The 21,982-nt window shown below is 42.7% G+C and carries 28 protein-coding genes and 1 pseudogene; 24 read left to right on the top strand and 5 right to left on the bottom strand.

The annotated features are described in order from the left end of the window. Positions 1-69 precede the first annotated feature (69 nt). Complete coding sequence (der, locus tag CHL1_RS08530) at positions 70-1,389, top strand: ribosome biogenesis GTPase Der (RefSeq protein ID WP_250936074.1); 1,320 nt, start codon at positions 70-72, stop codon at positions 1,387-1,389. A gap of 291 nt (positions 1,390-1,680) precedes the next feature. After that, positions 1,681-2,412, top strand: a complete 732-nt coding sequence (yqeC, locus tag CHL1_RS08525; RefSeq protein WP_250936072.1) for a selenium cofactor biosynthesis protein YqeC — start codon at positions 1,681-1,683, stop codon at positions 2,410-2,412. Positions 2,413-2,474: 62 nt separating this feature from the next. On the opposite strand, the gene CHL1_RS08520 is transcribed toward yqeC, so the two are convergent. From CHL1_RS08520 to CHL1_RS08510, 3 genes are all read right to left on the bottom strand, one after another. Further along, the gene (locus CHL1_RS08520; protein ID WP_250936071.1) at positions 2,475-2,882 is read right to left on the bottom strand and encodes an arsenate reductase ArsC; all 408 of its coding nucleotides are present in this window, start codon (positions 2,880-2,882) and stop codon (positions 2,475-2,477) included. Between the two features lie 19 nt (positions 2,883-2,901). Then, positions 2,902-3,333, bottom strand: a complete 432-nt coding sequence (locus tag CHL1_RS08515) for an arsenate reductase ArsC (RefSeq protein WP_148637054.1) — start codon at positions 3,331-3,333, stop codon at positions 2,902-2,904. A gap of 201 nt (positions 3,334-3,534) precedes the next feature. After that, complete coding sequence (locus CHL1_RS08510) at positions 3,535-3,849, bottom strand: ArsR/SmtB family transcription factor (protein ID WP_148637053.1); 315 nt, start codon at positions 3,847-3,849, stop codon at positions 3,535-3,537. A 194-nt stretch (positions 3,850-4,043) separates the two neighbouring features. On the opposite strand from CHL1_RS08510, the gene CHL1_RS08505 reads away from it, so the two are divergent. The 5 genes from CHL1_RS08505 to CHL1_RS08485 are packed head-to-tail and all read left to right on the top strand — an operon-like array spanning position 4,044 to position 6,377. Beyond that, positions 4,044-4,415, top strand: coding sequence for a hypothetical protein (locus CHL1_RS08505; protein WP_148637052.1), 372 nt, complete (start codon positions 4,044-4,046; stop codon positions 4,413-4,415). A gap of 2 nt (positions 4,416-4,417) precedes the next feature. Further along, entirely contained in the window at positions 4,418-4,732 is a 315-nt protein-coding gene (locus CHL1_RS08500; protein ID WP_250936069.1) for a 4Fe-4S dicluster domain-containing protein, read from the top strand. Continuing rightward, positions 4,725-5,573 carry a glycine cleavage system protein GcvH gene (gcvH, locus tag CHL1_RS08495; protein ID WP_250936067.1) on the top strand — a complete coding sequence of 283 codons (849 nt, stop codon included), beginning with the start codon at positions 4,725-4,727 and terminating at the stop codon, positions 5,571-5,573. The genes CHL1_RS08500 and gcvH overlap by 8 nt, the downstream gene beginning before the upstream one ends. Beyond that, positions 5,566-5,973 (top strand): putative zinc-binding protein, encoded by a 408-nt coding sequence (locus CHL1_RS08490; protein WP_070371408.1) that lies wholly within the window; start codon positions 5,566-5,568, stop codon positions 5,971-5,973. The genes gcvH and CHL1_RS08490 overlap by 8 nt, the downstream gene beginning before the upstream one ends. Then, positions 5,970-6,377 (top strand): putative zinc-binding protein, encoded by a 408-nt coding sequence (locus CHL1_RS08485; protein ID WP_250936065.1) that lies wholly within the window; start codon positions 5,970-5,972, stop codon positions 6,375-6,377. Before CHL1_RS08490 ends, CHL1_RS08485 begins: the two co-directional genes overlap by 4 nt. An 82-nt stretch (positions 6,378-6,459) precedes the next feature. Here the strand turns inward: CHL1_RS08485 and CHL1_RS08480 are convergent, their stop codons facing one another. Further along, positions 6,460-6,999, bottom strand: coding sequence for a (Fe-S)-binding protein (locus tag CHL1_RS08480; RefSeq protein ID WP_070371410.1), 540 nt, complete (start codon positions 6,997-6,999; stop codon positions 6,460-6,462). Next, the gene (locus tag CHL1_RS08475) at positions 6,999-8,150 is read right to left on the bottom strand and encodes an aminotransferase class V-fold PLP-dependent enzyme (RefSeq protein ID WP_250936064.1); all 1,152 of its coding nucleotides are present in this window, start codon (positions 8,148-8,150) and stop codon (positions 6,999-7,001) included. The genes CHL1_RS08480 and CHL1_RS08475 overlap by 1 nt, the downstream gene beginning before the upstream one ends. Positions 8,151-8,415: 265 nt before the next feature. Here CHL1_RS08475 and lpdA point away from each other — a divergent pair, with 265 nt between their 5' ends. The 17 genes and pseudogenes from lpdA to CHL1_RS08390 all read left to right on the top strand — a co-directional run bounded on the left by lpdA (position 8,416) and on the right by CHL1_RS08390 (position 21,954). Next, positions 8,416-9,801, top strand: coding sequence for a dihydrolipoyl dehydrogenase (gene lpdA / locus CHL1_RS08470; protein ID WP_250936062.1), 1,386 nt, complete (start codon positions 8,416-8,418; stop codon positions 9,799-9,801). A 115-nt stretch (positions 9,802-9,916) separates the two neighbouring features. Beyond that, a complete protein-coding gene (gene arsA, locus CHL1_RS08465; RefSeq protein WP_070371413.1) occupies positions 9,917-11,632 on the top strand; it encodes an arsenical pump-driving ATPase in 1,716 nt (571 codons plus the stop codon). A gap of 12 nt (positions 11,633-11,644) precedes the next feature. Next, a pseudogene (locus tag CHL1_RS08460) lies at positions 11,645-12,489 on the top strand (XdhC family protein). A 31-nt stretch (positions 12,490-12,520) separates the two neighbouring features. Continuing rightward, entirely contained in the window at positions 12,521-12,880 is a 360-nt protein-coding gene (locus tag CHL1_RS08450; RefSeq protein ID WP_250936059.1) for an ArsR/SmtB family transcription factor, read from the top strand. Positions 12,881-12,976: 96 nt separating this feature from the next. Next, positions 12,977-13,993: a radical SAM protein gene (locus CHL1_RS08445; protein WP_250936057.1), complete on the top strand. Its 1,017-nt coding sequence runs from the start codon at positions 12,977-12,979 to the stop codon at positions 13,991-13,993. Between the two features lie 70 nt (positions 13,994-14,063). Then, positions 14,064-14,450 (top strand): arsenite efflux transporter metallochaperone ArsD, encoded by a 387-nt coding sequence (gene arsD / locus CHL1_RS08440; RefSeq protein ID WP_228879841.1) that lies wholly within the window; start codon positions 14,064-14,066, stop codon positions 14,448-14,450. A gap of 846 nt (positions 14,451-15,296) precedes the next feature. Then, entirely contained in the window at positions 15,297-15,425 is a 129-nt protein-coding gene (locus CHL1_RS18330) for a hypothetical protein (protein WP_276520485.1), read from the top strand. After that, positions 15,426-15,731, top strand: coding sequence for a (2Fe-2S)-binding protein (locus CHL1_RS08435; RefSeq protein WP_250936055.1), 306 nt, complete (start codon positions 15,426-15,428; stop codon positions 15,729-15,731). A gap of 41 nt (positions 15,732-15,772) precedes the next feature. Continuing rightward, positions 15,773-16,114 (top strand): ArsR/SmtB family transcription factor, encoded by a 342-nt coding sequence (locus CHL1_RS08430; RefSeq protein ID WP_250936053.1) that lies wholly within the window; start codon positions 15,773-15,775, stop codon positions 16,112-16,114. 44 nt (positions 16,115-16,158) lie between these two features. Then, a complete protein-coding gene (locus CHL1_RS08425) occupies positions 16,159-17,163 on the top strand; it encodes a permease (RefSeq protein WP_250936051.1) in 1,005 nt (334 codons plus the stop codon). A gap of 30 nt (positions 17,164-17,193) precedes the next feature. Then, positions 17,194-17,592 carry a universal stress protein gene (locus tag CHL1_RS08420; protein WP_250936049.1) on the top strand — a complete coding sequence of 133 codons (399 nt, stop codon included), beginning with the start codon at positions 17,194-17,196 and terminating at the stop codon, positions 17,590-17,592. Further along, a complete protein-coding gene (locus CHL1_RS08415) occupies positions 17,537-18,070 on the top strand; it encodes a universal stress protein (RefSeq protein WP_250936047.1) in 534 nt (177 codons plus the stop codon). The genes CHL1_RS08420 and CHL1_RS08415 overlap by 56 nt, the downstream gene beginning before the upstream one ends. A gap of 17 nt (positions 18,071-18,087) precedes the next feature. Next, positions 18,088-18,321, top strand: coding sequence for a thioredoxin family protein (locus tag CHL1_RS08410; RefSeq protein ID WP_250936045.1), 234 nt, complete (start codon positions 18,088-18,090; stop codon positions 18,319-18,321). Positions 18,322-18,463: 142 nt separating this feature from the next. Further along, the gene (locus CHL1_RS08405; RefSeq protein WP_250936043.1) at positions 18,464-18,814 is read left to right on the top strand and encodes an ArsR/SmtB family transcription factor; all 351 of its coding nucleotides are present in this window, start codon (positions 18,464-18,466) and stop codon (positions 18,812-18,814) included. Positions 18,815-18,915: 101 nt separating this feature from the next. Beyond that, positions 18,916-19,080, top strand: coding sequence for a hypothetical protein (locus CHL1_RS08400; protein WP_250936041.1), 165 nt, complete (start codon positions 18,916-18,918; stop codon positions 19,078-19,080). Between the two features lie 151 nt (positions 19,081-19,231). Beyond that, positions 19,232-21,187, top strand: a complete 1,956-nt coding sequence (locus tag CHL1_RS08395; protein WP_250936039.1) for a heavy metal translocating P-type ATPase — start codon at positions 19,232-19,234, stop codon at positions 21,185-21,187. Between the two features lie 398 nt (positions 21,188-21,585). After that, on the top strand, positions 21,586-21,954 hold the full coding sequence (locus CHL1_RS08390; RefSeq protein WP_250936037.1) for an ArsR/SmtB family transcription factor: 369 nt from the start codon (positions 21,586-21,588) through the stop codon (positions 21,952-21,954). Positions 21,955-21,982 lie beyond the last annotated feature (28 nt).

Raw genomic sequence — 21,982 nt, 5'->3', positions numbered from 1 at the left:
ACACCAAACAAAGCGCAAAGCACTTTTGTAATTTTCGCAAAATGATAATAAATGAAATGAGGAAGAATTATGCCAAAACCTATCGTCGCAGTGGTGGGCCGTCCCAATGTGGGCAAGTCCACCCTGTTTAATAAATTAGTCGGCGAACGAATCGCCATTGTCGAAGACACCCCCGGGGTAACCCGGGACCGGATCATTGCCGACGCCGAATGGCAAAACCACCACTTCACCCTGATTGACACCGGCGGTATTGAACCCCACACCAAGGATGACATCCTCTTGCAGATGCGGGTTCAGGCCGAGGTGGCCATTGATATGGCCGATCTGATTGTCCTGCTGGTTGATGGTCGGGAAGGGATGACTGCCTCCGATCTGGAAGTCGCCAATATGATCCGTAAACACGACAAAGATGTGCTGCTGGCTGTTAATAAGGTTGACAGTCAGAGCCTGGAAAACAACGTCTTTGAATTTTACAATCTCGGCATCGGCGAACCGCTGGCCATTTCTGCTGAACAGGGGCTGGGGCTAGGGGATTTTCTCGATGAGATCATCAACCACGTCAAGCGTTATTACGATGAAGACGAGTCCGAAGATGAGCGCCTGCGGGTGGCCGTCATCGGTAAGCCCAACGTTGGTAAGTCGACCCTGATTAACAAGGTGCTTGGCGAAGACCGGCTGATTGTCAGCGATATCCCCGGCACCACCCGGGATGCCGTCGATACCAGCGTCCGCTATGATGGCGAAGATTATGTCCTGATTGATACCGCCGGATTACGGCGCAAGAAAAAAATCTATGAAGATATTGAGCGTTACAGCATTGTCCGAGCCATTGCCGCCGTCGAACGCAGTCAGATCGTCCTGATTCTGATTGATGGCTCTCAGGGCGTCACCGAACAGGATGCCAAAATTGCCGGAATTGCTCATAATCGTTCCAAACCATCAATTATTATCGTCAACAAATGGGATGCTGTCGAAAAAGACAATAAAACCATGAAAAAGATGGAAGGGGACATCCGCGATGCCCTATCCTTTATGGACTATGCGCCAATCATTTTCATCTCGGCCAAAACTGGACAGCGCCTGGGAAAAATATTTGAAACCATTGAATTTGTAAAGGCCCAAAGCGCCAAACGGATCACCACCGGAAAGGTTAACGAAGCCCTGGCCGAATTTGTGATGATGAAACAGCCTCCCTCCAAACATGGCCGTCGTTTAAAGCTTTATTATGCCTCCCAGGTGGCCATCAATCCACCAACCTTTGTGGTGTTTGTTAATGACATGACGCTGGTTCATTTTTCCTATCAGCGATATCTGGAAAACAAGATTCGCGAAACCTTTGATTTCTTCGGCACCCCGATCCGTCTGTTTATCCGGGAACGGGCCGAGTAACAAGCATCTGATAACAAGTATTTGACCGTTTGCTGGAAAAACTCTGATTATGGTGTTTGTGATCTCGGAACCCAACCACAGGATGGGACAGGTATGCAATATCATGGACAAAGATAAACGATTCACATTTTTATGCTGCATAGACCTTCATTCGTTTGAGGGTCTTTTTTTTGTTGTCTGATGGTTGTTTGGTTGACTTCTCAAAAAAGCAAAAGATCGTTTTAAACATCGCATTTTTGTCATATAATAATAGTGTTGTTAGAAAAAAAGCTTTTGCGGAAGGAGAATACCATGAATCTAATCGATACTTTTCAAATAGCCGAGACAGAGGTCATCACCATTACTGGTGGCGGTGGCAAGACCTCCCTGATGTTTGCCCTGGGCCGGGAACTTACTGCCGCTGGCAAGGCCCATGTGATCACCACCACCGCCAAAATCTGTGTGGCCGATGTAAACCCGGCCCAGGTGTTGATTGATCCGGATATCGATACCATTATAGCCGAAATAAAAAAAGACCCAGCCAAAGAATGGATCATTGGCCGGGAAGAAGTCGCCCAGCAGAAAATTGCTGGCTTTGATGATGCCGATCTGTGCAAGCTTCATCAGGCGCTATCCCCACTGGTAATTATTAATGAAGGAGATGGTTCCAATCGCCGCCCCTACAAATTCTATGCCGACTACGAGCCAGCCATTCCGACCCTGACCACCAAAATCATTCATGTGATGGGAGCTGAAACCTTTAAGCGACCAATCGATGAAACCCTATTTCATCGCTCCCAGCTGTTTGATGGGGAAGAGCTGTTTTTTGATGAAACGGCCTTAAAACGGACCCTTGCAACCTTTTCTCGTACCAAGCTTGATCCCCACTTTGGACCGGCTGTTGATCGCATTCTGCTGATCAATAAAGCCGATGGCGAGCATCTGGAAAATGCACGACAAATGGCCAAAATCGGCAAAATGATTTTTCCTCACTGCTTTATCGGTTCCCTTAAAGAAGGCTGGATCAAAGATTGCAGATGCTAACATAAAAAAGTACAATTTACACTTTTTTATGTTAGCTTGTGGTTCCGATCAGGATGTAAAAACTAGAGCTCGTTATTTCGGATCAGATCAGCCAGATTTTTAACCTTTTCCTCAATTTGAGCAATAATCGCCAGAAATTCGGCGTCACTTTTGCCGGTGGGATCATCCAATCCCCAGTCCTCAGTATGGCGGCTGGGCAGGTAGGGGCAGACGACATTGCAGCCCATTTTGATGACAATGTCAATCGGCGGCAGATCTGTCAGCAACTTGGAGTGCTGGGTCGCTTCCATATCAATACCATAGTGGGCTTTAATCAGGCGAACAGCATCCTGATTGATTTGCGGTTTGGTCTCAGTGCCAGCCGAAAAACTGTCAAAGACATCACTGGCAAATTTCTTTGCCAGGGCTTCGGCCATTTGGCTGCGGGCGGAATTATGGACACAGACAAAGGCAACTTTGGGTTTGTTCATGGGTTTCTCCCTTTTTTATCTAAATAGAATTCTTGTAGGTGTTAATCAGATCGATGACATTTTCCCGGATTTTATAACGCAGATGGCGGGCTTGTTCAAGCTGCTCTTCCTCGGTACCAGTAAAATCAGCCGGATCTTCAAAGGTCCAGTCGAGGACATTCATAGCCAGCGGAAAAACTGGACATCGCTGACCATTCTCCAGGTCACAGACTTTAACGATAATTGAATAGAGACGCCCTTCCTTGAAATAGTCAAACACCGAATTGGTTCGGTTTTGACTGAGATCATAGCCAAGTTCAGCCATCACCTTAATAATTAGAGGATTGATGGTTCCCGGTTCCAGACCAGCGCTCTCGGCAATGAAGTAATCTTTTCCCAAATCATTAAGAAACGCCTCGGCCATTTGGCTGCGGGCGGAATTATGGACACAGACAAATAGTACTTTAATCATATTTCTGACTCCTTGCAACAAAGATTTGACTGTAAGCATAACATAATTAAAGGATGCCAGCGAGATTGGTTATGTTAAATTTTCTAACTCAAGTATATCTTATATTCGCATCAAAAAACCGCCAGGCATGGTTAATAAACATACCTGGCGGTTTTTTGGGATTATCCGGACATTGAATATCGGGTATAATATTAGGACTGGCTACCGGTTTTCGTTTGGTTTGAAATCCAACGTCTCAAAATATTCGATCGCCGTTTGATCCATGATTTCCAGCAGTGTTTTGATGCCTTTTAACTTCACCCGATAATGCATTTCAACCCCAATTTTTTTATTTTCCAGTATTCCTGCTTCACGCAGAATTTTTAAATGCTGGGAGAGATTGGCCTGACTATATTCAAAATCACGGTTGATTTCACAGACGCATCGTGATTCATTCAGAAGTGATTTTACTATTTGCAAGCGGATGGGATGACCCAGTGCTTTGAAAATTTTGACAGAAAGATCTTCGCTATTCATAATTGACCTCTTTTCGATTTTTTTAAATGGATTACACAGTTTTTAGTTATGAAAACGGAATGGGTTATATAACATTATAAGCAATCACTTATAAAAATGCAAACTTAATCGATTGCCCTTGACACCCTTAAACGAGAGGCGTATAATGAACTAAACCATAAGCATTTAATTATATTATAAACGAGGTGGAAGATATGAGTCAAGAATTACCAGGCTTTATTATGTGTGTCTGCACCGGAAAATGTCCCGGCTTTCAGGCCATGGATATTTGGGATTTTATCAACCAGGTGCGAATCGAGTTGCCGGTTGAATACGCCTTTATTCATCCACAACTCTGCGAAGAAGATGGCGATCGTTTTCTGGCTGATTTTTTAAAGTCCCATCGCAAAGTAATCATTGGCGCCTGTGCACCCAATATGCAACGGAAAATGTTCAAAGATGCCTTTAAAGAAGCCGGCCTTAACATTGAAAAAGATGCCGTGATGCTGGACATCCGTGATATGACCAACGAAAAAGCCTTTGAAGTGGTAGAAAACAAACTGGAAGAAATGGGATATGAGGTGTAGCCATGAGTGAATCAACTTTTATGGGTGTCGAACGGGATCGGATTGACTGGTCTCCCCGTATTGATTTTTCAAAATGCAACGATTGTATGGACTGTGTGAAATTTTGCCCCCATCAGGTTTTTGAAGTCGATGAGAATGCCAAACCCAAGTTAAAGGTCAAAAACCCCAATAACTGTGTGGTTTTCTGTCGGGCCTGTGCCAAAACCTGTGGTCCGGATGCCATTACCTTTCCGGATAAAACCGAAACCACCAAGATGATCAAAGCCATCCGTAAGGCAGAGAAAGCAGCAGAAAAAGAGGCCAAAGCCAATGAGTGAGTCAATTTGTGTATTGCCCTGTAACGGCCTGGATAAATGCGCCGGGGATCTGTCCCGGCGGGTGGCCCTGGAGCTGGCCCAGTCAGCAGAAGTAGCGCTGATCTGTCCGGTGTTATTAAATCAGAACCGCAGCCGCTACGAAAAAGCCCTGGCCGCTGGCGATTTAACCATCATCGATGGCTGCAATACCCGCTGTGCCAGTAAACTGGCTGGCGATCTGGAACTGGCCATCAAGGACAAAGTCAATGTCAGTGAAGTCGCCAAAACCCTGGATATCAAACTGGGGGTCGACATTCAGGAAAATGATGACACCCGGGCGGTTGTCCAGGCTGTCTTGGCAAAAGTAAATAGTAGTGCCGCTGATCAGGCGGAGTCGGAGTTTATTGAACCGGAAGCGGTTGAGTATAACAGCTTTTCCCATGGAAAATTTATTTTCAAGGTCCCCCAAAGCAATTATTTCTTCAATGAAAACGACTGTTGGGTGACCGTGTCCGGAAAGATGGCTCGGGTGGGGGTCAGTGATTATGTACAACAGAACCTGTCAGACATTCTCTATGTCGACCCGCCGGAAATCGGCGATGAGTTTGAACAGTTTGACGATTTAGGCAGCATCGAGTCCAGCAAAGCGGTGTTTGAAATTATTTCACCGGTTTCTGGTACTGTGGTGGCTGTCAATAGCAGTTTAAATGATGCCCCGGAACAGGTCAACGAAAGTCCCTACGAAAAAGGCTGGCTGGTGGAAGTGAAACTCCGTGATTTTTCCGAAGATCAGGATCTTCTCCACGATTGCCCGGCCTATTTTGAATTTTTACAACGAAAGGTAGCAGAAATCGATGTCTAAAATAAAAGTAATCCCCTGCAGCGGAATTGGCAAAGTATTTGGTTTACTGGCCAGAGAATCGGTATTAATGGTAACTGAGGAAAAGTGTCCCAACGACACCGAGACCCTCTGCCTGGCCCATGTGGTCACCGGTGATGATGAGGTCGTGGCCAAGATTAACGGCAAATCCTGCATCACCATGGATGGTTGTGCCAAATACTGCGCTAAAAAAAGTGTCGAAGAAACCGGCGGCGTTGTCGTTAAAAGTCATAAGGTTCCCGATTTTATGAAAGCCCATCGCGGCGAAGAACATGGTACGGGAACTGCCCTTACTCAAGACGGTTGGAACTATGCCGAAGAACTGGCCGAAATTTTAGCTGCTGATGTTAAAGAAATAAAAGGTGGGGGTGACTTGCTATGATAAACAATAAAATCGGGATTATTTCCTGCAGCGGTGAAGAGTGCCTGGGGGGGACCATTTCCCGGCTGGCAGTGCGTAAAATGATGGAAGAACTCAAACCGGGGATGGTATCGACCCTTTGTCTGCCCTTATTTATCGCTGGTGATGGCGGCGAACGGGAATTTGCCGAAAAATATCCGACCATCGCCGTCGATGGCTGTTCCAAATGCTGTGCCAAACGGGCCATTGAAAAATACAGCAATCAGGTTGCCGGTAGCGTCGATGTGGCCGAGATTATCGGCGAAGACAAATCCCTGAAAAAGCCCTTGTCAACCCGTCATCTAACCGACGAACACCATGAGTATGTCAACAAAACCGCTGCTATAACCTGTCAGATATTTGACGATATTTTAGCCAAACAATAACAAAACCATCATCAAAAAAGCCAGATCATTGACAAAAACGATCTGGCTTTTGGGTTAAGATGATTATTCTGGTTTAACGGACTCAGTCGGTTTCATAACCCAGCAGCTGCAGATGGGCTTCGAGGCTTAGATAATTGGGAGCATATTCATCCTCTTTCATCAGGCTACACTGGTTCAGCCGACAGCTGCCTAATATCAGTTTGGAGGCAAAGGCCATGCAGGAACCCTGGCCACAGACCTTACAGCCGATTTTCTTGGGCAACAATTTATAAAGCTGTATCGCACTGGGGCGCTCCCGGGTTTCCTCATTGGGTTCAATATTTTCTCGATTCGACCAGGTGTCATTGATCAGATTATAAATATGATCGATCATTTCATAACATTGGGCTTCATTGGTTAACTGGGTACAGGTAAGATTGCGATCGTGGATATTGATAATATGACTGCCGATCTTATAGGTAAAGGTTTGGGCCGACGGAATATAAAGGCCGGTTTTAATCACCGTATTGAGATAGGGCATGACGTCAGGAACCGGATTGCTGAGCTTCGCCCGAAATTTAATCCGACCGCCACCGGTGGTGCAGGGTTTGATGTAAATAAGACTGATGGTTTCGAGGTACATTAGTTATTCTCCTTTAAATATGATTTCAAGCCATTAACCAAGGCATCGATATGCGCCGGTTCATTGAAATAGCCAATCCCAATGCGACAGCTGCCCCGGGTCACCGTCCCAATCAAACGATGGGCACTGGGGGCGCAATGCAAGCCAGCGCGGATCATCACCTGACATTCCTGATCCAGATAAAAGGCGATTTCTTCGGGAACCTGTCCTTCAAGATTAAACGGAATAACCCCGACACTCTTGGAAGAATCACAGGGGCCATAAATTTCGATTCCCGGCACCGTACTTAAAGCATTGAGGGCATAGTCCATCAGAGCATCCTCTTTATGACGGATTGTCGCCAGGCCTTCAGCCTCTAGAAACGAAAGTGCGGCCCCCAGACCGATGATGCCGCTGACATTCATGGTACCGGCTTCCAAATGGTTGGGATAATAATCCGGCTGGTATTCGTAGGCTGAATCTCCGCCGGTCCCACCGGAGATAAGGGGATGAATTTCAGCCTCGCAATTGACAACCAGGCCGCCGGTACCCATTGGTCCCAACAGGCTTTTATGGCCGGTAAAGGCCAACAGATCAATGTTCTGGGCCTGGACATCAATGGGAATCACCCCCGCCGTCTGGGCGGCATCCACCAGAAAAAGCAGGTTCTGCCTGCGGGCTAAAGCGCCGATCTCACCAATCGGTTGAATGGTTCCCAGGACATTGGAAGCATGGGTAAAAACAATCATCCGGGTTTCCGGTGTGATCGCCGCTTCCACATCCTCAATCGCCGTTTCGCCCTGAGCCGTGGCCGGAACCACTGAAATCGTAATGCCCCGATCCCGTTCCAGGGTTTTCAGACATCGCCAGACAGCGTTATGCTCCAGCGCACTGGTGACGACATGATCGCCAGGCTTTAAAATACCCTGGAGGGCCAGATTTAACGATTCCGTAACGGAAGAAGTAAACACCACTGTTTTGGGGTCGTTGTGGTTGAACAATTTGGCAAGACTTTTTCTGGTCTGATAAACCAGACCATCGGCCAGAATCGCCTTTTCGTAGGAGCCGCGTCCAGAAGTCCCGCCATTATTGACAATATAATCATAAATCGCATCAGGAACGGCCAGCGGCTTGGGAAAGGTGGTGGCCGCATTATCCAGATAAATATCCATATATGTCTCCTTCTATAATCATTTAATAATATCCTTAGTTATCTCTTTTATCATAAGCGCAAAAAATAAATTCGTCAATAAATTTAACAGGTAGAATTTGGGTTGATTAAAATCGAATTTCCATGATTTTACTTAAAAACAGGGCAAGAAATTAACAGTTGACATAATTGGGAGAAAAATAGATCATATCAGTAACCGTAATTTTATGACGGCACTGGCTTCATTATCGTTACATAAATATTTCAGACAAATACAAGGAGATACCATGAAAATTACAATTATTGGTGCTGGCCCCGGTGGCTATGAAGCTGCCATTATGGCAGCTAAGTTAGGGGCGGAAGTGACCGTTGTCGAAAAAAACAGGGTCGGGGGAACCTGCCTCAATGTGGGCTGTATTCCAACCAAGGCCTTACTGGCTTCGGCCGATGTATTGACGACCTCGTTGGAAGCTGAGAAATTCGGGGTATTTAATGAGCATACTTTTGCCGATCTAAATCAGGTAATCGAACGCAAAGACAAGCTGGTATCCGGTTTGGTTAAGGGAATTGAATTTCTTTTTGAATCAAATGGGGTTACGCTGGTGCGAGGGACTGGCCGACTGATCGATGCCCATACCGTCAGCGTCGAGTTAATCGATGGCGGGCTTGAAACCCTGGTCAGTGATAAAATCCTACTGGCCACCGGGTCCGTCCCGATCTGTCCGGAACTGTTTCACTATGATGGTGAGCGGGTAATTACCAGTACCGAGGCCCTGTCACTGCAACAGCCGCCCAAATCGATGATTATTGTTGGCGGCGGCGTCATCGGTTGTGAACTGGGACAGTTTTTTAGTCGGATGGGGACCCAGATCACGATTGTCGAAATGGCCCCACAGCTGCTGCCCTCCGAGGATGAGGATGTCGCCAAACAAGTCATGCGGCAATTCAAACGAGAAAAAATAAAAGTTATCACCGCCAACAGTGTGACCGCTGTGGCGGTTTCGGACACTGAAGTCGTGGTGACATTGGCAGATGGCAAAACCTTAACGGCCGAAATGATGTTGCTTGCCATTGGCCGAGCCAGCTTTGCAAGTGGTCTGAATCTGGAAGCATTGGGAATCGCTGTTGATTCCAGGGGGCATATTGAAGTTAATGATCGTCTGGAAACCAGTGTTGCCGGTATTTATGCCGTCGGGGATCTGATTAACAGCCCATATTTGGCCCATGTCGCCTCGAAAGAAGGGATAATCGCTGCCGAAAATATGCTGGGGCACAATAAATCCGGCGCCCATAAAGCGATCCCCCGATGTGTTTATACCGACCCCCAGGTTGCGTCAGTCGGGTTAACCGAAAAAGAAGCCCAGATTAAGGGGATCAAGTATAAAACCGGCAGTTTTGATTTCCGATCACTGGGTAAAGCCCAGATCATCGGGAAAATTCAGGGCCAGGTTAAAATTATTGTCAATCAGGAGGATGTGATCATTGGGGCCTCGATTATCGGACCAGAGGCCACCGACCTGTTGGCCGAATTGACCATGGCCGTCCACCTCGGCTTAACGGCAGAAGTTCTTGGGGAGGTGATTCATCCGCACCCGACCCTGTCCGAAGCGATCATGGAAGCCCTTCATGATGTCCATGGAAAATCAATTAATAAAGTTAAGATGCGTTTGTAAAAATTTTAAAGATATTTAAGATGAGCAAAAAACGCTTGACTTAGTTACATGAATGAATTATCATATGATTAATAAGACATATGAAGATACATTCATATAAGAAAGAAGGATTATCATGTATAAGAATTTTTCACCCGATCAGGTAAGCTTAACAAAATATTTATTCTATACCGGCAAAGGCGGCGTCGGCAAAACCTCCACAGCCTGTGCCACGGCAGTGAGTCTTGCTGATCAGGGCAAGCGTGTATTTCTCGTCAGCACCGATCCGGCGTCAAATTTACAGGATGTTTTTGAAACCGCATTAACCGGTCAAGGAGTACCGATTAAGAATGTCCCCAATCTCGTGGTTGCCAACCTGGATCCGATCCAGGCCGCTGAAGAGTATAAGGAATCAGTCGTTGGCCCTTATCGGGGAAAACTACCCGATGTGGCCATTGCCAGCATGGAAGAACAGCTGGCCGGTTCATGCACCGTTGAGATTGCGGCCTTTAACGAATTTTCCCGCTTCATCACCGATGAAAAAATGAGTCAAGACTATGATTATATTATCTTTGATACCGCCCCCACCGGACACACCCTCAGAATGCTGCAACTGCCATCAGCCTGGGATAGCTTTATTGATGAAAGTACCCACGGCGCTTCCTGCCTGGGGCAGTTATCGGGTTTGACCGAACAAAAGAAAATGTATGAAAAAGCCGTGCGAACCTTATCCGATGGCGACAAGACGACCCTGATACTGGTTTCCCGTCCCGAACCATCGCCACTGGCCGAAGCGGCCAGAGCATCTAAGGAACTCAAAGAAATTGGGGTCGACAATCAAATCTTGATCATCAATGGGGCCCTGGAAAACTTTGACCGGTCCGATGACATTGCCACTGCTTTCTATGGTAAGCAAAAAGATGCCGTTAAAAATATTCCCAACAGCTTAAAAACCCTGGATATTTACACCCTGCCATTACGGGCCTATAACGTTGCCGGGGTCGACAACATTCGTCGCCTGTTTACTGAAGACGACGCGATTGAAGCAGAGCAAGTACAGAAAATCAGCGGATTACCCGGTTTGGAAAACCTGGTCAAAGACCTGGCTGATTCCAACAAAAAAGTCATCTTTACCATGGGTAAAGGCGGCGTCGGTAAAACCACCATTGCCGCTGCGATTGCACTGGGCCTTTCAAAAATGGGCAAAAAGGTTTACCTGACCACCACCGACCCGGCCGGTCATCTCAGTGCCGCAACCATGGGCGGGGAAAATATCACCGTCAGTAATATTGATGAAGCCGAAGAACTCAATAAATATCGGGATGAAGTCATTGGCAAAGCCAAAGCAGCTAACATGAGTCAAGATGACATCGACTATATCATTGAAGACCTGGAATCGCCCTGTACCCAGGAAATTGCTGTATTCAGAGCCTTTGCGGAACAGGTCGAAAAAGCTGAAGATGGGGTGGTTGTCATTGACACCGCCCCCACCGGACATACCCTGCTGCTACTCAACTCTACTGAAAGCTATCATAAAGAAATGCAGCGCTCCAATGCCGATATTCCGGATTCCGTCGTCAATCTGCTACCACGGCTGCAAAACCAGGCCGAAACCGAAGTTGTTATTGTCGCCCTGCCAGAAGCAACCCCAGTTTTTGAGGCCCTCCGGTTAGAAGCCGATTTAAAACGGGCCGGGATTCTGAGCAAATGGTGGGTGATGAACGCCAGCCTGTTGGCTACCGATACCAAAGATCCGTTTTTGCGGGCCAGAGCCAATAACGAACAAAAATGGATTAAGCGCATCGCTGAAGACACCAATGGCAATTACGTGGTTATTCCCTGGAAAAAATAATGCGTGAGGCAAATGAACTCAGAAAGGAAACATATGGATATATTACAGGAACAGCTAAAAGCAAAAAAAGCCGGTCTGGCTTACGCCATTCTGACTGTGGTGGATGCGGAGGGAACTTCCCCATGCAAAATTGGAAAGAAAATCTTACTGCTTGAAGATGGCTCCGCCATGGGAACGATCGGCGGTGGCCAGTTTGAGCGTGAGGCTTTAGCCGATGCCAAACAAGCCATTAAAGATCGCCAAAGCTTTTTTAAGCGTTATGAACACATCCCCACCTATGAAGCAGCTGGTCTGGGATGCACCTTTAATGTCAGTTTATTTGTCGAAGTGGTCAGCCCCCGGTTGCAGCTGGTTGTTTGCAATGCCGGTCATGTTGGCTATGCGGTTCTAAATTTGGCCAGGATGCTCCATTTTGAAACGATTCTTTTTGATACCCGTCAACCCGAACAAATTAAAGAGCAGATATCGGTGGCTGATCAGTTTATTCCCTGTGATGATTTTGAAAAAGCCATCCTGGAAACGGATATTGCCGATGGTGCCTACTACGTCTGTTGTGCCTCAACCCATACCCAGGATAAATCGGCCCTAAAAGGCTCACTGCAAAAGAATTTTGCTTATGTCGGGATGCTGGGCAGCTTTCAAAAACAAAAGAAATGTACAAACAGCTGGAAGCAGAGGGGATCGCCGCCGACTTGCTTGAACAAGTCCATACCCCGGTGGGCCTGGATATCTGCGACATGTCACCGGAGGAAGTTGGCTTTTCGATTCTGGCTGAAATCTTGATGATCAAAAATGGTGGCACCGGGATACCCCGGAAAGAGCTGAAACGAAAAGTGCAAACTAAAACAAATGAGTAGTTTTTTAGAGCAACCATTAATGGAGGAAAAAATGACAGTCATCGAAATACTTAAAGTATTGTCTGATACCAATCGTTTGCGAATTCTGAATTTACTTTATGTGCAGGAATTATGCGTTTGCGAGCTGGAGTATTTGCTCGGTATTTCGCAATCGAATTTGTCCAAACATCTGCGCTTAATGAGCGATGCCGGTTTTTTGGAAAGTCGTCGCGAAAATAAATTTGCCTATTACCGAATTAAAGATCTGGTTCTCACCGAACATCCCTTTCTGACAGCAATTTTCGAAACAGAATTAGGTAAAGAAAATTTATTTGTGGCTGAATTAAATAAACTGATACAGTATCGAAACAGTGAATTAACCTGCCACAGTATTACAGCTCTGATCGTATAAAAAAATAAAACAAAATCGATGGGGAAGAAGAGTAAGTCATTATAATCTTTCTGAACCCCCTGTCGTTTGGGAGAACAAGAATGAAGCGAGGCAAATATGGAACTGAAACGGATTTATATTGAACTCACAAATCGGTGTAATCTGAATTGCGAGATGTGTTTTCGGCATACCTGGGATACGGTTGAGGGTGATATGGATTTGGAGTTGCTCAAATCGATCCGGGAACAGGTTAAAGAATTTCCCGCACTAGAGGAAGTTTTTTTCGGCGGGATCGGAGAGCCAACGATTTACCCCCATTTTAAAGAAGCGGTCGATTTGTTTGAAGGCTATAAACTGCTAATGACCAGCAACGGCATCATGACCGGTGAAAATGCCAAAATACTTTGTGAAAAATTTACGGAAGTTTATTTTTCAGCCGATCAGTATCACGAAGACACCCAGGGGGTAAAGGATCAGCTAATCAAAACCTTTGAAGCCATCTCCAATTATCATAAACAAACCCATTCACCGACGCCGAAAGTTGGGGTAGCCTATGTACTGACAAAAAGCAATGCCGACGCCTTATTTGACATCATGAAGATGATGCGGCACTACGGCTTCCACCGTTTATCGCTTTCTCATCTATTGCCGATCAATGAGAAAGATGCGGATGATATTTTTTATACCCGCTATCAAAATCCGGAAGGCAAGGCTTATCTGGAAAAAATCTTTACCTATCGGGACATAAAAATTAACATCCCGGATATGGAATTAAAAACCGAACGCCGCTGTACCTTTATTGATAAGGGCTATATTTATATTGACACCCAGGGGGAAGTGATGTCCTGCTATCGGTTGGCAAACAGTTATGACGAATATGTCTTTGGCGACAAAAAAAGAGTCATCAAACATTCATTTGGCAACATCAAAGAAAAATCTCTAAAAGAAATCATCGAAGGCAAAGACTATCAGAGTTTCTGGCATACGGTTTATAACAACCAGTATCCGTCCTGTATCGACTGTGATTTACGAAGCGGCTGCAGTCTGGTGGAAGACACCAAGTATGATTGCTATTTCAACACGCCTTCCTGCTCTGACTGTTTATGGGTTCGAAATTTTGTCCGCTGTCCGTAATCCGGTTATCTGGGATAATTTATGTTAGTCAAATTTATACAATAATAAATAACGAAATGGAGAAAGAAAAATGAGTAAAGTAGAAATTTATGAGCCCGCAATGTGTTGCTCTACCGGTGTTTGTGGACCAGGTGTGGATCAGGAATTGTTAAGAGTGGCAACTTTCTTAAATGAACTGGAGGGGGAAGGGCGAAAAATTATCCGTTACAATCTTTCCAGTGATCCGATGGCCTTTGTTACCAATAAAGAAGTCAACGATATCATTGCCAATGAAGGTACCGAAGCTTTGCCAATCACCGTTGTGGATGGGAAAGTCAAACAGAAAGCTTCCTACCCATCCAATGCCAATTTTGCAGAGTGGGCAGGCATGACCAGAGAAGATATTATCAAGATGGTACAGAAAAATGATAAACCAACGGCTTGTGGTTGCGGCTGTGATAAAGAGGGTTGTTGTTAAATAAGAGCACCGACTATTTCATGCGAACCATTTTGTCACAAAGAAACTTTTTGCGACAAAAGCGTGATCACCATTGGCAACAATGCAAGCACCATAATAAAGTGCTGCGGCTATTTACAAACGGATCGTCATTACTAAACCTGACGATCCGTTTGTTTTATCGTTGTGTTTTATCGTTGTGATCATTTCGGAAAAAATCTGTATATCTATTGAAGAACAACTGTTAAGATGAAGAACAACTGTTAAGATTTGGAATGATCGTTTTAACATCAGATAAGTATTAATGAGGGTATTTTTTGAACCTGAGAATAACTGTGATTATAACAATTGTGCATTGACATATAACCCGTACAAAATCCAATTATAAAAATCCCATAAGAAAGCCATTCGTTTTTTTATTACCATTTATATGTCAAAATATTTTGACATATAAATGGTAATAAATGATTTTTTGACATATAGTACGTATAAAAAGAAAATTTGACATATGATACGTACAAAAAGGCGGAAGCATTAAATTGAAAATTTTTATGTTAGATTAAATGATATATATATTCATAGAAATGCAACATGATCAAAAAATTAAATTTTGTTGTCAAATATTAATTCAATGCAAATATATTTAAAATTGAGAAATATTCATAGACAAATCAAATAACTAATTCTAAATTAAAGATCTGCAACAACTACTCCAAACTCTAATACGTCATAACCTACCTATACCACTGCCTTCATATTGTAATCACTCAATCAAAAAAGATTGACAAATAAAAATTCTAGAGTTAATATGTACATATTCCCATACGAGTATATATAAATAAATATAAAGAGGAGCAAGTAATAGCAATGGATAATATTATTGACCTTTGCCCAATCTGTAAAAATCAAGGTGAATCCGTCAGCAAAATCACAGTTGAGCACTTAGTGACAGATGATCATCACAACGAAGTAATAGGAGAACATTACCAGATCTGAATGAACAAAGATTGTGATGTGATTTATTATGACAATACTAATGATATTAGATTCTTTAAAGACCAGATAAAGGTTCCGATTTGGTTCAAAAAGAATGCAGAGCCTAAGTATGCATGCTATTGCAGTAAAGTTACCGAAAAACAAGTCATAGAAGCTGTTATATACCATGGTGCGAAAACCGTGAAAGAAGTGAATGAAGTAGCAGGTGCGATGAAAAACCCTGACTGCAAAAAAAACAATCCGCTGGGTGTTTGCTGTCATAAGATCATTCAAGAAGCAATTGACAAAGGTTTAGCAATAAAATAATCACCATGTATTTGTATGATTTAATCTGAAAGGATTTGGAAATGAATGAGCTAACGAATATTTATAAAATGTTGTCAGATGAGACCCGGCTTCGAATCATTGTCCTTCTCGCTCAAAAAGAATTATGCGTGTGTGAACTCAGCGATGTCTTAGAGGTTTCACAACCAAGCATCTCTAAAAATTTATCAAAGTTAAGAGACTTGGATTTTGTCACCACCGAAAGAAAAGAAAAGTTCATTTTCTATAACCTGAAAACTGACAATCCATTATTAAAGCGGACGGTTCAGGATATTTTGGAAAATATTGAAGATTTTCCGCAGCTTGTGTTAGATAAAAATAAGCATGTGGATCGTAAATTCCTTTTTGATAATTGTTGTAATTAAATGCGTAAAAGATAGATTCTCTAAAGAAGATAGGAGTTGATTTCATGTTTATATTTCAATGGCTAAATGACCAATTGTTAAGAATGCAATGGCTTTCAGATCTGGTTACAAATCTCGTGCAAAATGTATTTGGTCTAAACACCCAAGACCGGTTGGGGGGAAGTATTCAGTTTTTCATTTATGATGTGATAAAAATATTTATATTGCTATCCGTATTGATTTTTATTATTTCCTATATACAAAGTTTTTTCCCCCCGGAGCGAACAAGAAAAATATTAGGTGGATTAAAAGGGATCACAGCTAATATTCTCGGAGCGCTACTAGGTACGATCACACCTTTTTGTTCCTGTTCGTCGATTCCCCTTTTTATCGGATTTACGAGCGCTGGACTGCCAATCGGAGTAACATTTTCGTTTTTAATTTCGTCACCATTGGTAGATCTGGCATCGGTTCTACTGCTTGCCAGTATCTTCAATTGGAAAATCGCCTTTGCTTATGTGCTGGTTGGTCTGGTGCTGGCTGTGATCGGCGGGACGATCATCGGTAAAGCCAATCTTGAAGATAACGTCGAACCCTTTGTTTACAACAATAAAATAGTTGAAGTTGCCCAAGAAGAGCTGACCATTAAGGATCGATTGGTTTTTGCCAAAGATCAGGTTATTGAAATTGTTAAGCGCGTCTGGTTATATATTTTAATTGGGGTCGCAGTTGGTGCAATAATTCACAATTGGATTCCAGAAGATATCATCTCGGCAGTTCTGGGACAGGACAAATGGTACTCGGTACTGATTGCAACATTAGTCGGGATACCCATGTATGCTGATATATTCGGAACCCTACCCATTGCGGAAGCACTGGTTTCTAAAGGTGCTGGACTGGGAACCGTATTAGCATTTATGATGGCAGTTACAGCACTTTCACTGCCGTCATTAATTATGCTAAAAAGAGTGGTTAAAACGAAGTTACTGGCAATATTCTTTTCTATCGTCGTTATTGGCATATTGATTATTGGTTATGGGTTTAATGCCTTTAGCTATTTGCTCTTGTAACAATTGTGATTATTTGAAGGAGGTTTTAAAATGTTTAGTCGGATCATTATTGCAACAGAAATATCCCCATTGGCGACGATGATGATTTCCTGTCTTGCGGGATTAAGAAGCCTGGGAGCAAAGGAATGTCTTCTATTACACTGTCTAAATCCATGTGAAACGGATTCAAAGATATCAACATACTTTAAGTCAGTCATTGAAGAGAATTTAAAAGTACAAAAAGAAATGCTTGAAGCACAGGGATACACCGTGTCAACCAGAGTGACAACGGGTCATATTAAAAATGAGATCAATCGCATTGCATTAGAGGAAGATTTTTCTATGATGGTTGTCGGAGCCACTAAACATTCGTTGGTTGGCGATGTGGTTTTGGGTGGGGATTGTCCAACACGCCAGAATACCCACTTTAATCATTCGTGTACCCAATGAAACAGTCGATAAATCAAAGCAGGCTAGTGACTGTAATATCCTTGAACATGTTCTTTTTTCAACCGATTTCTCAGCAAATGCTGAAAAGGCATTTGAATATGTGAAAAAAATGGTAGCTGACGGTGTAAAAAAAGTCACATTGGCTCATGTTATGGATAAAGCGATCATTGAACCTCATCTTAAACATCGGCAGGAAGAATTCAAAGAAGCCGATCAGAAAAAGCTTGAAGCTTTGAAAAATGATTTATCAACATTGGAAAATATAGTGGTTGACGTGAAACTTCTCTATGGTTCACCATCAGCCGAACTTTTGAAACTCATAGAGAAAGAAAAAATATCGTTGGTTGTCATGGGCAGTCAGGGACGTGGGTTTATACCGCAAGTTTTTTTAGGAAGCGTCAGCCATAATCTTGCCAGACATGCTTCAGCGTCAGTATTACTGATTCCCACCAAAAGGGAAGAAGATAAAATAAAATAATTTTATGGAGGATTGTTATGATCATTAAGGTATTAGGGATAGGGTGTAAGAACTGTAAAAAAACGGAAGAAAATGCCAAAGAAGCTTTAATAGAATTAGGGATTGAAGCAACCGTTGAAAAAGTGGAAAGTATGGAGGAGATTATCGCTTATGGCGTTATGAAAACGCCAGCGCTTGTGATTGATGAAAAAGTAGTCGTCATGGGGCGGATTCCATCAGTAAATGACATTAAAAAGATCTTACAGAAGTAATAGTAGACAACCCGTTTGATTGAATTATTTGATCAAACGGGTTTTTATCGATTATTGAGATATATTTTTTTCTGGACAAAAAATATAATTCATGATACTATATGCTCACTGGAGCATATAGTAATGTAAAGAAGGTGTATTGATGAATTTAACTGATATTTTTAAAATGCTTACCGATGATACCAGAATACGGCTACTGAATATTCTCAGTGAAAACCAGCTTTGTGTTTGCGAAGTTCAGGCGGTACTCAATATTTCCCAAACAAATGCTTCAAAGCATCTAAATAAACTAAAAGCGGCTGGATTGATTACTGATGAAAAGAAATCACAGTGGTCATACTATTATTTAAATGATGCGTTTTGGGATAAAAATCAATATCTTTACCAGTATTTAAAAGAACAGTGGCGTGTCGATGACCATTATATCAATGATCAGAAAAATCTAAAAGGATATATCAGCAAAAATATTGATTGTACGTTTATATTCAAATAGCGTTAATTAAGTTTTAAGTAAAAGTACACATAAATTTAAAGTTAATATGCCTATATACCCATGAAGGCATATTAAATATATAAAAATTAAGGAGATATAAAATGGCAGAAAAAAAGAAAAAAGCAGGTATTTTTAGTTTAATCAAAGAATCACTTAGCCAAACCGGGGGATGTTGTGGACCAGGAGAGACTTGCGGACCAGACTGTGCCCCACCCAAAAAGGAAAACAAAGCAAAAAAAGAAAATAATGCTGGTGAGAAAAAGTAACTGGCCGGATAACAGATAACATTCGGAACTGATTCAATTAGGCTTGGATTACTGATGGATTCCTAGAAATCTGAGCTGATTTTTAAAGGCAGATTTTTTAAAGAATCAAATTAGACCAAGACCAAAAATTTATACACGAAAGGGATACAGAATGTCTAACGAAAATGAAGCAATGAAAAGCTCACCGATAAGAGAGTTTTTAGTATTTGCGATTGCCCCGCTGATTGTTGGAATATTGATAATTATCAGCTGGTTATTGGCAGTAAACAATATTGGGCCACCCATAATTTATATTGCTATCGCTTTATTTGCAACCATATTTGGTGGATTACAGCGGTTTATTTCTGGGTTTAAAGATGTTTTCCATCGAAAAATTACAGTAAATGTTTTTGTGACAGTAGCACTGATCGCTACTGTTTTAATTGGTGAATTTATCACCGCTGCGATCTTGATTTTTATCATGTCAGTCGCCGGTGCATTTGAAGCCTTTACCTTAAATAAAACAAGAAAAAGCATCCGCAGTTTATTGGATCTGGCACCTCAGCAAGTAACGGTAAAACGAAATGAAGCGGAGATTGTTGTCGCCATTGAAGAAGTGCAATTGGGTGAACTGGTTGTTGTTAGACCCGGTGAGCGCATCGCTGTTGATGGTATCGTTGTTAATGGACAAAGTAGCGTTAACCAGGCACCGATTACCGGAGAATCGATTCCGGTTGAAAAATTTAAAGGCAGTGAAGTATATAGCGGAACCTTAAATGAAGAAGGGCGAATCGAAATTAAAACCACTGGCGTGGGTGAAGATACAACTTTGGCAAAGATTATTCATTTAACTGAATCAGCGCAAGGGACAAAACCGCCAATTCAAACCGTTGCTGATCGCTTTACCCAATGGTTTTTACCCGTAGTGATTGTGATGGCCATTGCGGCTTACTTTGTAACAAGAGATGTCAAAACTGCCGTCGCGGTTTTGTTAGTTGCCTGTCCGTGTGCGTTCGCTATCGCAACTCCTACAGCCGTAACCGCAGGTATTTCAAATATGGCTCGCCGGGGTGTTCTTGTAAAAGGTGGGATTTTCATTGAAGAAGCTGGAAAAATTGATACCCTTCTGGTAGATAAAACGGGAACCTTTACTTTGGGTACCCCAACAGTGATGGAAATTGCCGGATTTAATGGATTTTCGGAAGCAGAAGTCATCCATCTGGCGGCGATTGGGGAAAAATATTCGGAACACCCATTGGCCAGAGCAATCATTAAACATGCCAAAGAACGACGAGCTGAAATACCCGAACCGGAAGAATTTAAAGCTGAAGTGGGTAAGGGTGTCATTGCTCGTTTTGATGGGAAATCCTTATTGGTCGGAAAAGAAGAGTTATTGGAAGATCAGGGGATTATGCTGGATCAGAAAGTCAAAGCGCAAATGCAGTTGCAACGAGAACAAGGCAGAACCATTATGCTTGTTGCTCAAGCGGGTGCAGTCATTGGACTTATTTCTATTGCTGATAAAGTTCGACCAGGCATTAGGGACGTGATTCTCTTATTCAAGGAAATCGGGATAAAAAATGTGACGATGCTGACTGGTGACAACGCAGTGACAGCGCAACGAGTCGCTGAAGAAATAGGCGTGGACGATTTTAGAGCCAATATGCTACCCGAGGAAAAGCAGCAAGTCGTTGCAGAGATGCAAAAGCAAGGAAAAAAAGTAGCGATGATTGGTGATGGGATAAACGATGCGCCAGCCTTAGCTCTGGCAGATATCGGAATGGCCATGGGAGCTACCGGAACAGATGTAGCAATTGAAACAGCAGATATCACCCTGATGAATGATGACCTGTTAAGTGTTGCTGATTTTATCTGGACCTCGAAAAAAGTGTTTAAACGAATTAAATTAAACATGTTCTTCTCGCTTGTCTATAATGTCATTGGATTAGCATTGGCGTCTTTAGCGATGCTTACCCCAGTTTGGGCCATTATTTTTCAGGAAGCAGGCTGTCTGACAGTTATTATCAGCTCAACGCTTCTCCTTTGGTATAAACCTAAGTATCCGAAAATTGATGAGCGTTTATCTTCCAATAAACAGAATGTTGCCAGTATTCCAAATGAAAATTAATCATTAAACACTACGATGTTTGTTATAAGAAAAATGGGGGTGTCGCAAAATAACATTTTGTTAGTCAGCGTTTACCCCTTTTTTGATGCCAGAAACAAAACCGAAGCTACTCTGGTCATTTTTCAGAAGCGCTTCGGTTTCTTTTGTTTTGTGCGCACTTTAATAAACTATGGGTTCATTGACGCGATTAAGGCTGTTGTTTTCAGAGTAAGTAGTTGATGTCCGCATTTCCAATGGAGTTCACCGGTCGGAATATACAATTATGAAATTTAGATTTTTTATAAATGATTATATGAACAATTATTCAAATATTGATTGACAATTAGTCCACGAAAGTAGTATAATCGATACATGAATAACTATTCATGTATAAATCTTTTAAATATAAGGGGAATGATATGGTTCGTATTGAGAATCCAATCGAACGTTGTGATTGTAATGTAATCCATGAGGATGTTGTGAAGCAAGTTAAGGATAAAATGCCAAAAGAAGAGCTCTTATATGATCTTGCTGAGTTATTCAAGGTTTTTGGAGATTCAACAAGAATCAAAATATTGTGGGCATTAGCTGAAAGTGAGATGTGTGTATGTGACATCGCATTTCTATTGAATATGACACAATCCGCCATTTCACATCAGCTAAAGGTTTTAAAACAAGCAAAACTTGTGAAAAATAGAAAAGAAGGAAAAGTAGTATTCTACTCATTAGATGATGACCATGTTAAACAAATATTTAATCAAGGGATGGTACATATAAACGAAAAGTAGAAATATAGTTGAAATAAAAGAGGAGGGG

It is taken from the genome of Acetobacterium wieringae (genome assembly GCF_023700225.1).
Classification (GTDB): Bacteria; Bacillota; Clostridia; order Eubacteriales; family Eubacteriaceae; genus Acetobacterium; species Acetobacterium wieringae.
This window is presented reverse-complemented; position numbering and strand designations above follow the sequence as displayed.

Bases quoted from the DNA above. Each gene is read 5' to 3' on its own strand.
- der (WP_250936074.1), top strand. From the start codon at position 70: ATGCCAAAACCTATCGTCGCAGTGGTGGGCCGTCCCAATGTGGGCAAG.
- yqeC (WP_250936072.1), top strand. From the start codon at position 1,681: ATGAATCTAATCGATACTTTTCAAATAGCCGAGACAGAGGTCATCACC.
- CHL1_RS08520 (WP_250936071.1), bottom strand. From the start codon at position 2,882: ATGAACAAACCCAAAGTTGCCTTTGTCTGTGTCCATAATTCCGCCCGC.
- CHL1_RS08515 (WP_148637054.1), bottom strand. From the start codon at position 3,333: ATGATTAAAGTACTATTTGTCTGTGTCCATAATTCCGCCCGCAGCCAA.
- CHL1_RS08510 (WP_148637053.1), bottom strand. From the start codon at position 3,849: ATGAATAGCGAAGATCTTTCTGTCAAAATTTTCAAAGCACTGGGTCAT.
- CHL1_RS08505 (WP_148637052.1), top strand. From the start codon at position 4,044: ATGAGTCAAGAATTACCAGGCTTTATTATGTGTGTCTGCACCGGAAAA.
- CHL1_RS08500 (WP_250936069.1), top strand. From the start codon at position 4,418: ATGAGTGAATCAACTTTTATGGGTGTCGAACGGGATCGGATTGACTGG.
- gcvH (WP_250936067.1), top strand. From the start codon at position 4,725: ATGAGTGAGTCAATTTGTGTATTGCCCTGTAACGGCCTGGATAAATGC.
- CHL1_RS08490 (WP_070371408.1), top strand. From the start codon at position 5,566: ATGTCTAAAATAAAAGTAATCCCCTGCAGCGGAATTGGCAAAGTATTT.
- CHL1_RS08485 (WP_250936065.1), top strand. From the start codon at position 5,970: ATGATAAACAATAAAATCGGGATTATTTCCTGCAGCGGTGAAGAGTGC.
- CHL1_RS08480 (WP_070371410.1), bottom strand. From the start codon at position 6,999: ATGTACCTCGAAACCATCAGTCTTATTTACATCAAACCCTGCACCACC.
- CHL1_RS08475 (WP_250936064.1), bottom strand. From the start codon at position 8,150: ATGGATATTTATCTGGATAATGCGGCCACCACCTTTCCCAAGCCGCTG.
- lpdA (WP_250936062.1), top strand. From the start codon at position 8,416: ATGAAAATTACAATTATTGGTGCTGGCCCCGGTGGCTATGAAGCTGCC.
- arsA (WP_070371413.1), top strand. From the start codon at position 9,917: ATGTATAAGAATTTTTCACCCGATCAGGTAAGCTTAACAAAATATTTA.
- CHL1_RS08450 (WP_250936059.1), top strand. From the start codon at position 12,521: ATGACAGTCATCGAAATACTTAAAGTATTGTCTGATACCAATCGTTTG.
- CHL1_RS08445 (WP_250936057.1), top strand. From the start codon at position 12,977: ATGGAACTGAAACGGATTTATATTGAACTCACAAATCGGTGTAATCTG.
- arsD (WP_228879841.1), top strand. From the start codon at position 14,064: ATGAGTAAAGTAGAAATTTATGAGCCCGCAATGTGTTGCTCTACCGGT.
- CHL1_RS18330 (WP_276520485.1), top strand. From the start codon at position 15,297: ATGGATAATATTATTGACCTTTGCCCAATCTGTAAAAATCAAGGTGAA.
- CHL1_RS08435 (WP_250936055.1), top strand. From the start codon at position 15,426: ATGAACAAAGATTGTGATGTGATTTATTATGACAATACTAATGATATT.
- CHL1_RS08430 (WP_250936053.1), top strand. From the start codon at position 15,773: ATGAATGAGCTAACGAATATTTATAAAATGTTGTCAGATGAGACCCGG.
- CHL1_RS08425 (WP_250936051.1), top strand. From the start codon at position 16,159: ATGTTTATATTTCAATGGCTAAATGACCAATTGTTAAGAATGCAATGG.
- CHL1_RS08420 (WP_250936049.1), top strand. From the start codon at position 17,194: ATGTTTAGTCGGATCATTATTGCAACAGAAATATCCCCATTGGCGACG.
- CHL1_RS08410 (WP_250936045.1), top strand. From the start codon at position 18,088: ATGATCATTAAGGTATTAGGGATAGGGTGTAAGAACTGTAAAAAAACG.
- CHL1_RS08405 (WP_250936043.1), top strand. From the start codon at position 18,464: ATGAATTTAACTGATATTTTTAAAATGCTTACCGATGATACCAGAATA.
- CHL1_RS08400 (WP_250936041.1), top strand. From the start codon at position 18,916: ATGGCAGAAAAAAAGAAAAAAGCAGGTATTTTTAGTTTAATCAAAGAA.
- CHL1_RS08395 (WP_250936039.1), top strand. From the start codon at position 19,232: ATGTCTAACGAAAATGAAGCAATGAAAAGCTCACCGATAAGAGAGTTT.
- CHL1_RS08390 (WP_250936037.1), top strand. From the start codon at position 21,586: ATGGTTCGTATTGAGAATCCAATCGAACGTTGTGATTGTAATGTAATC.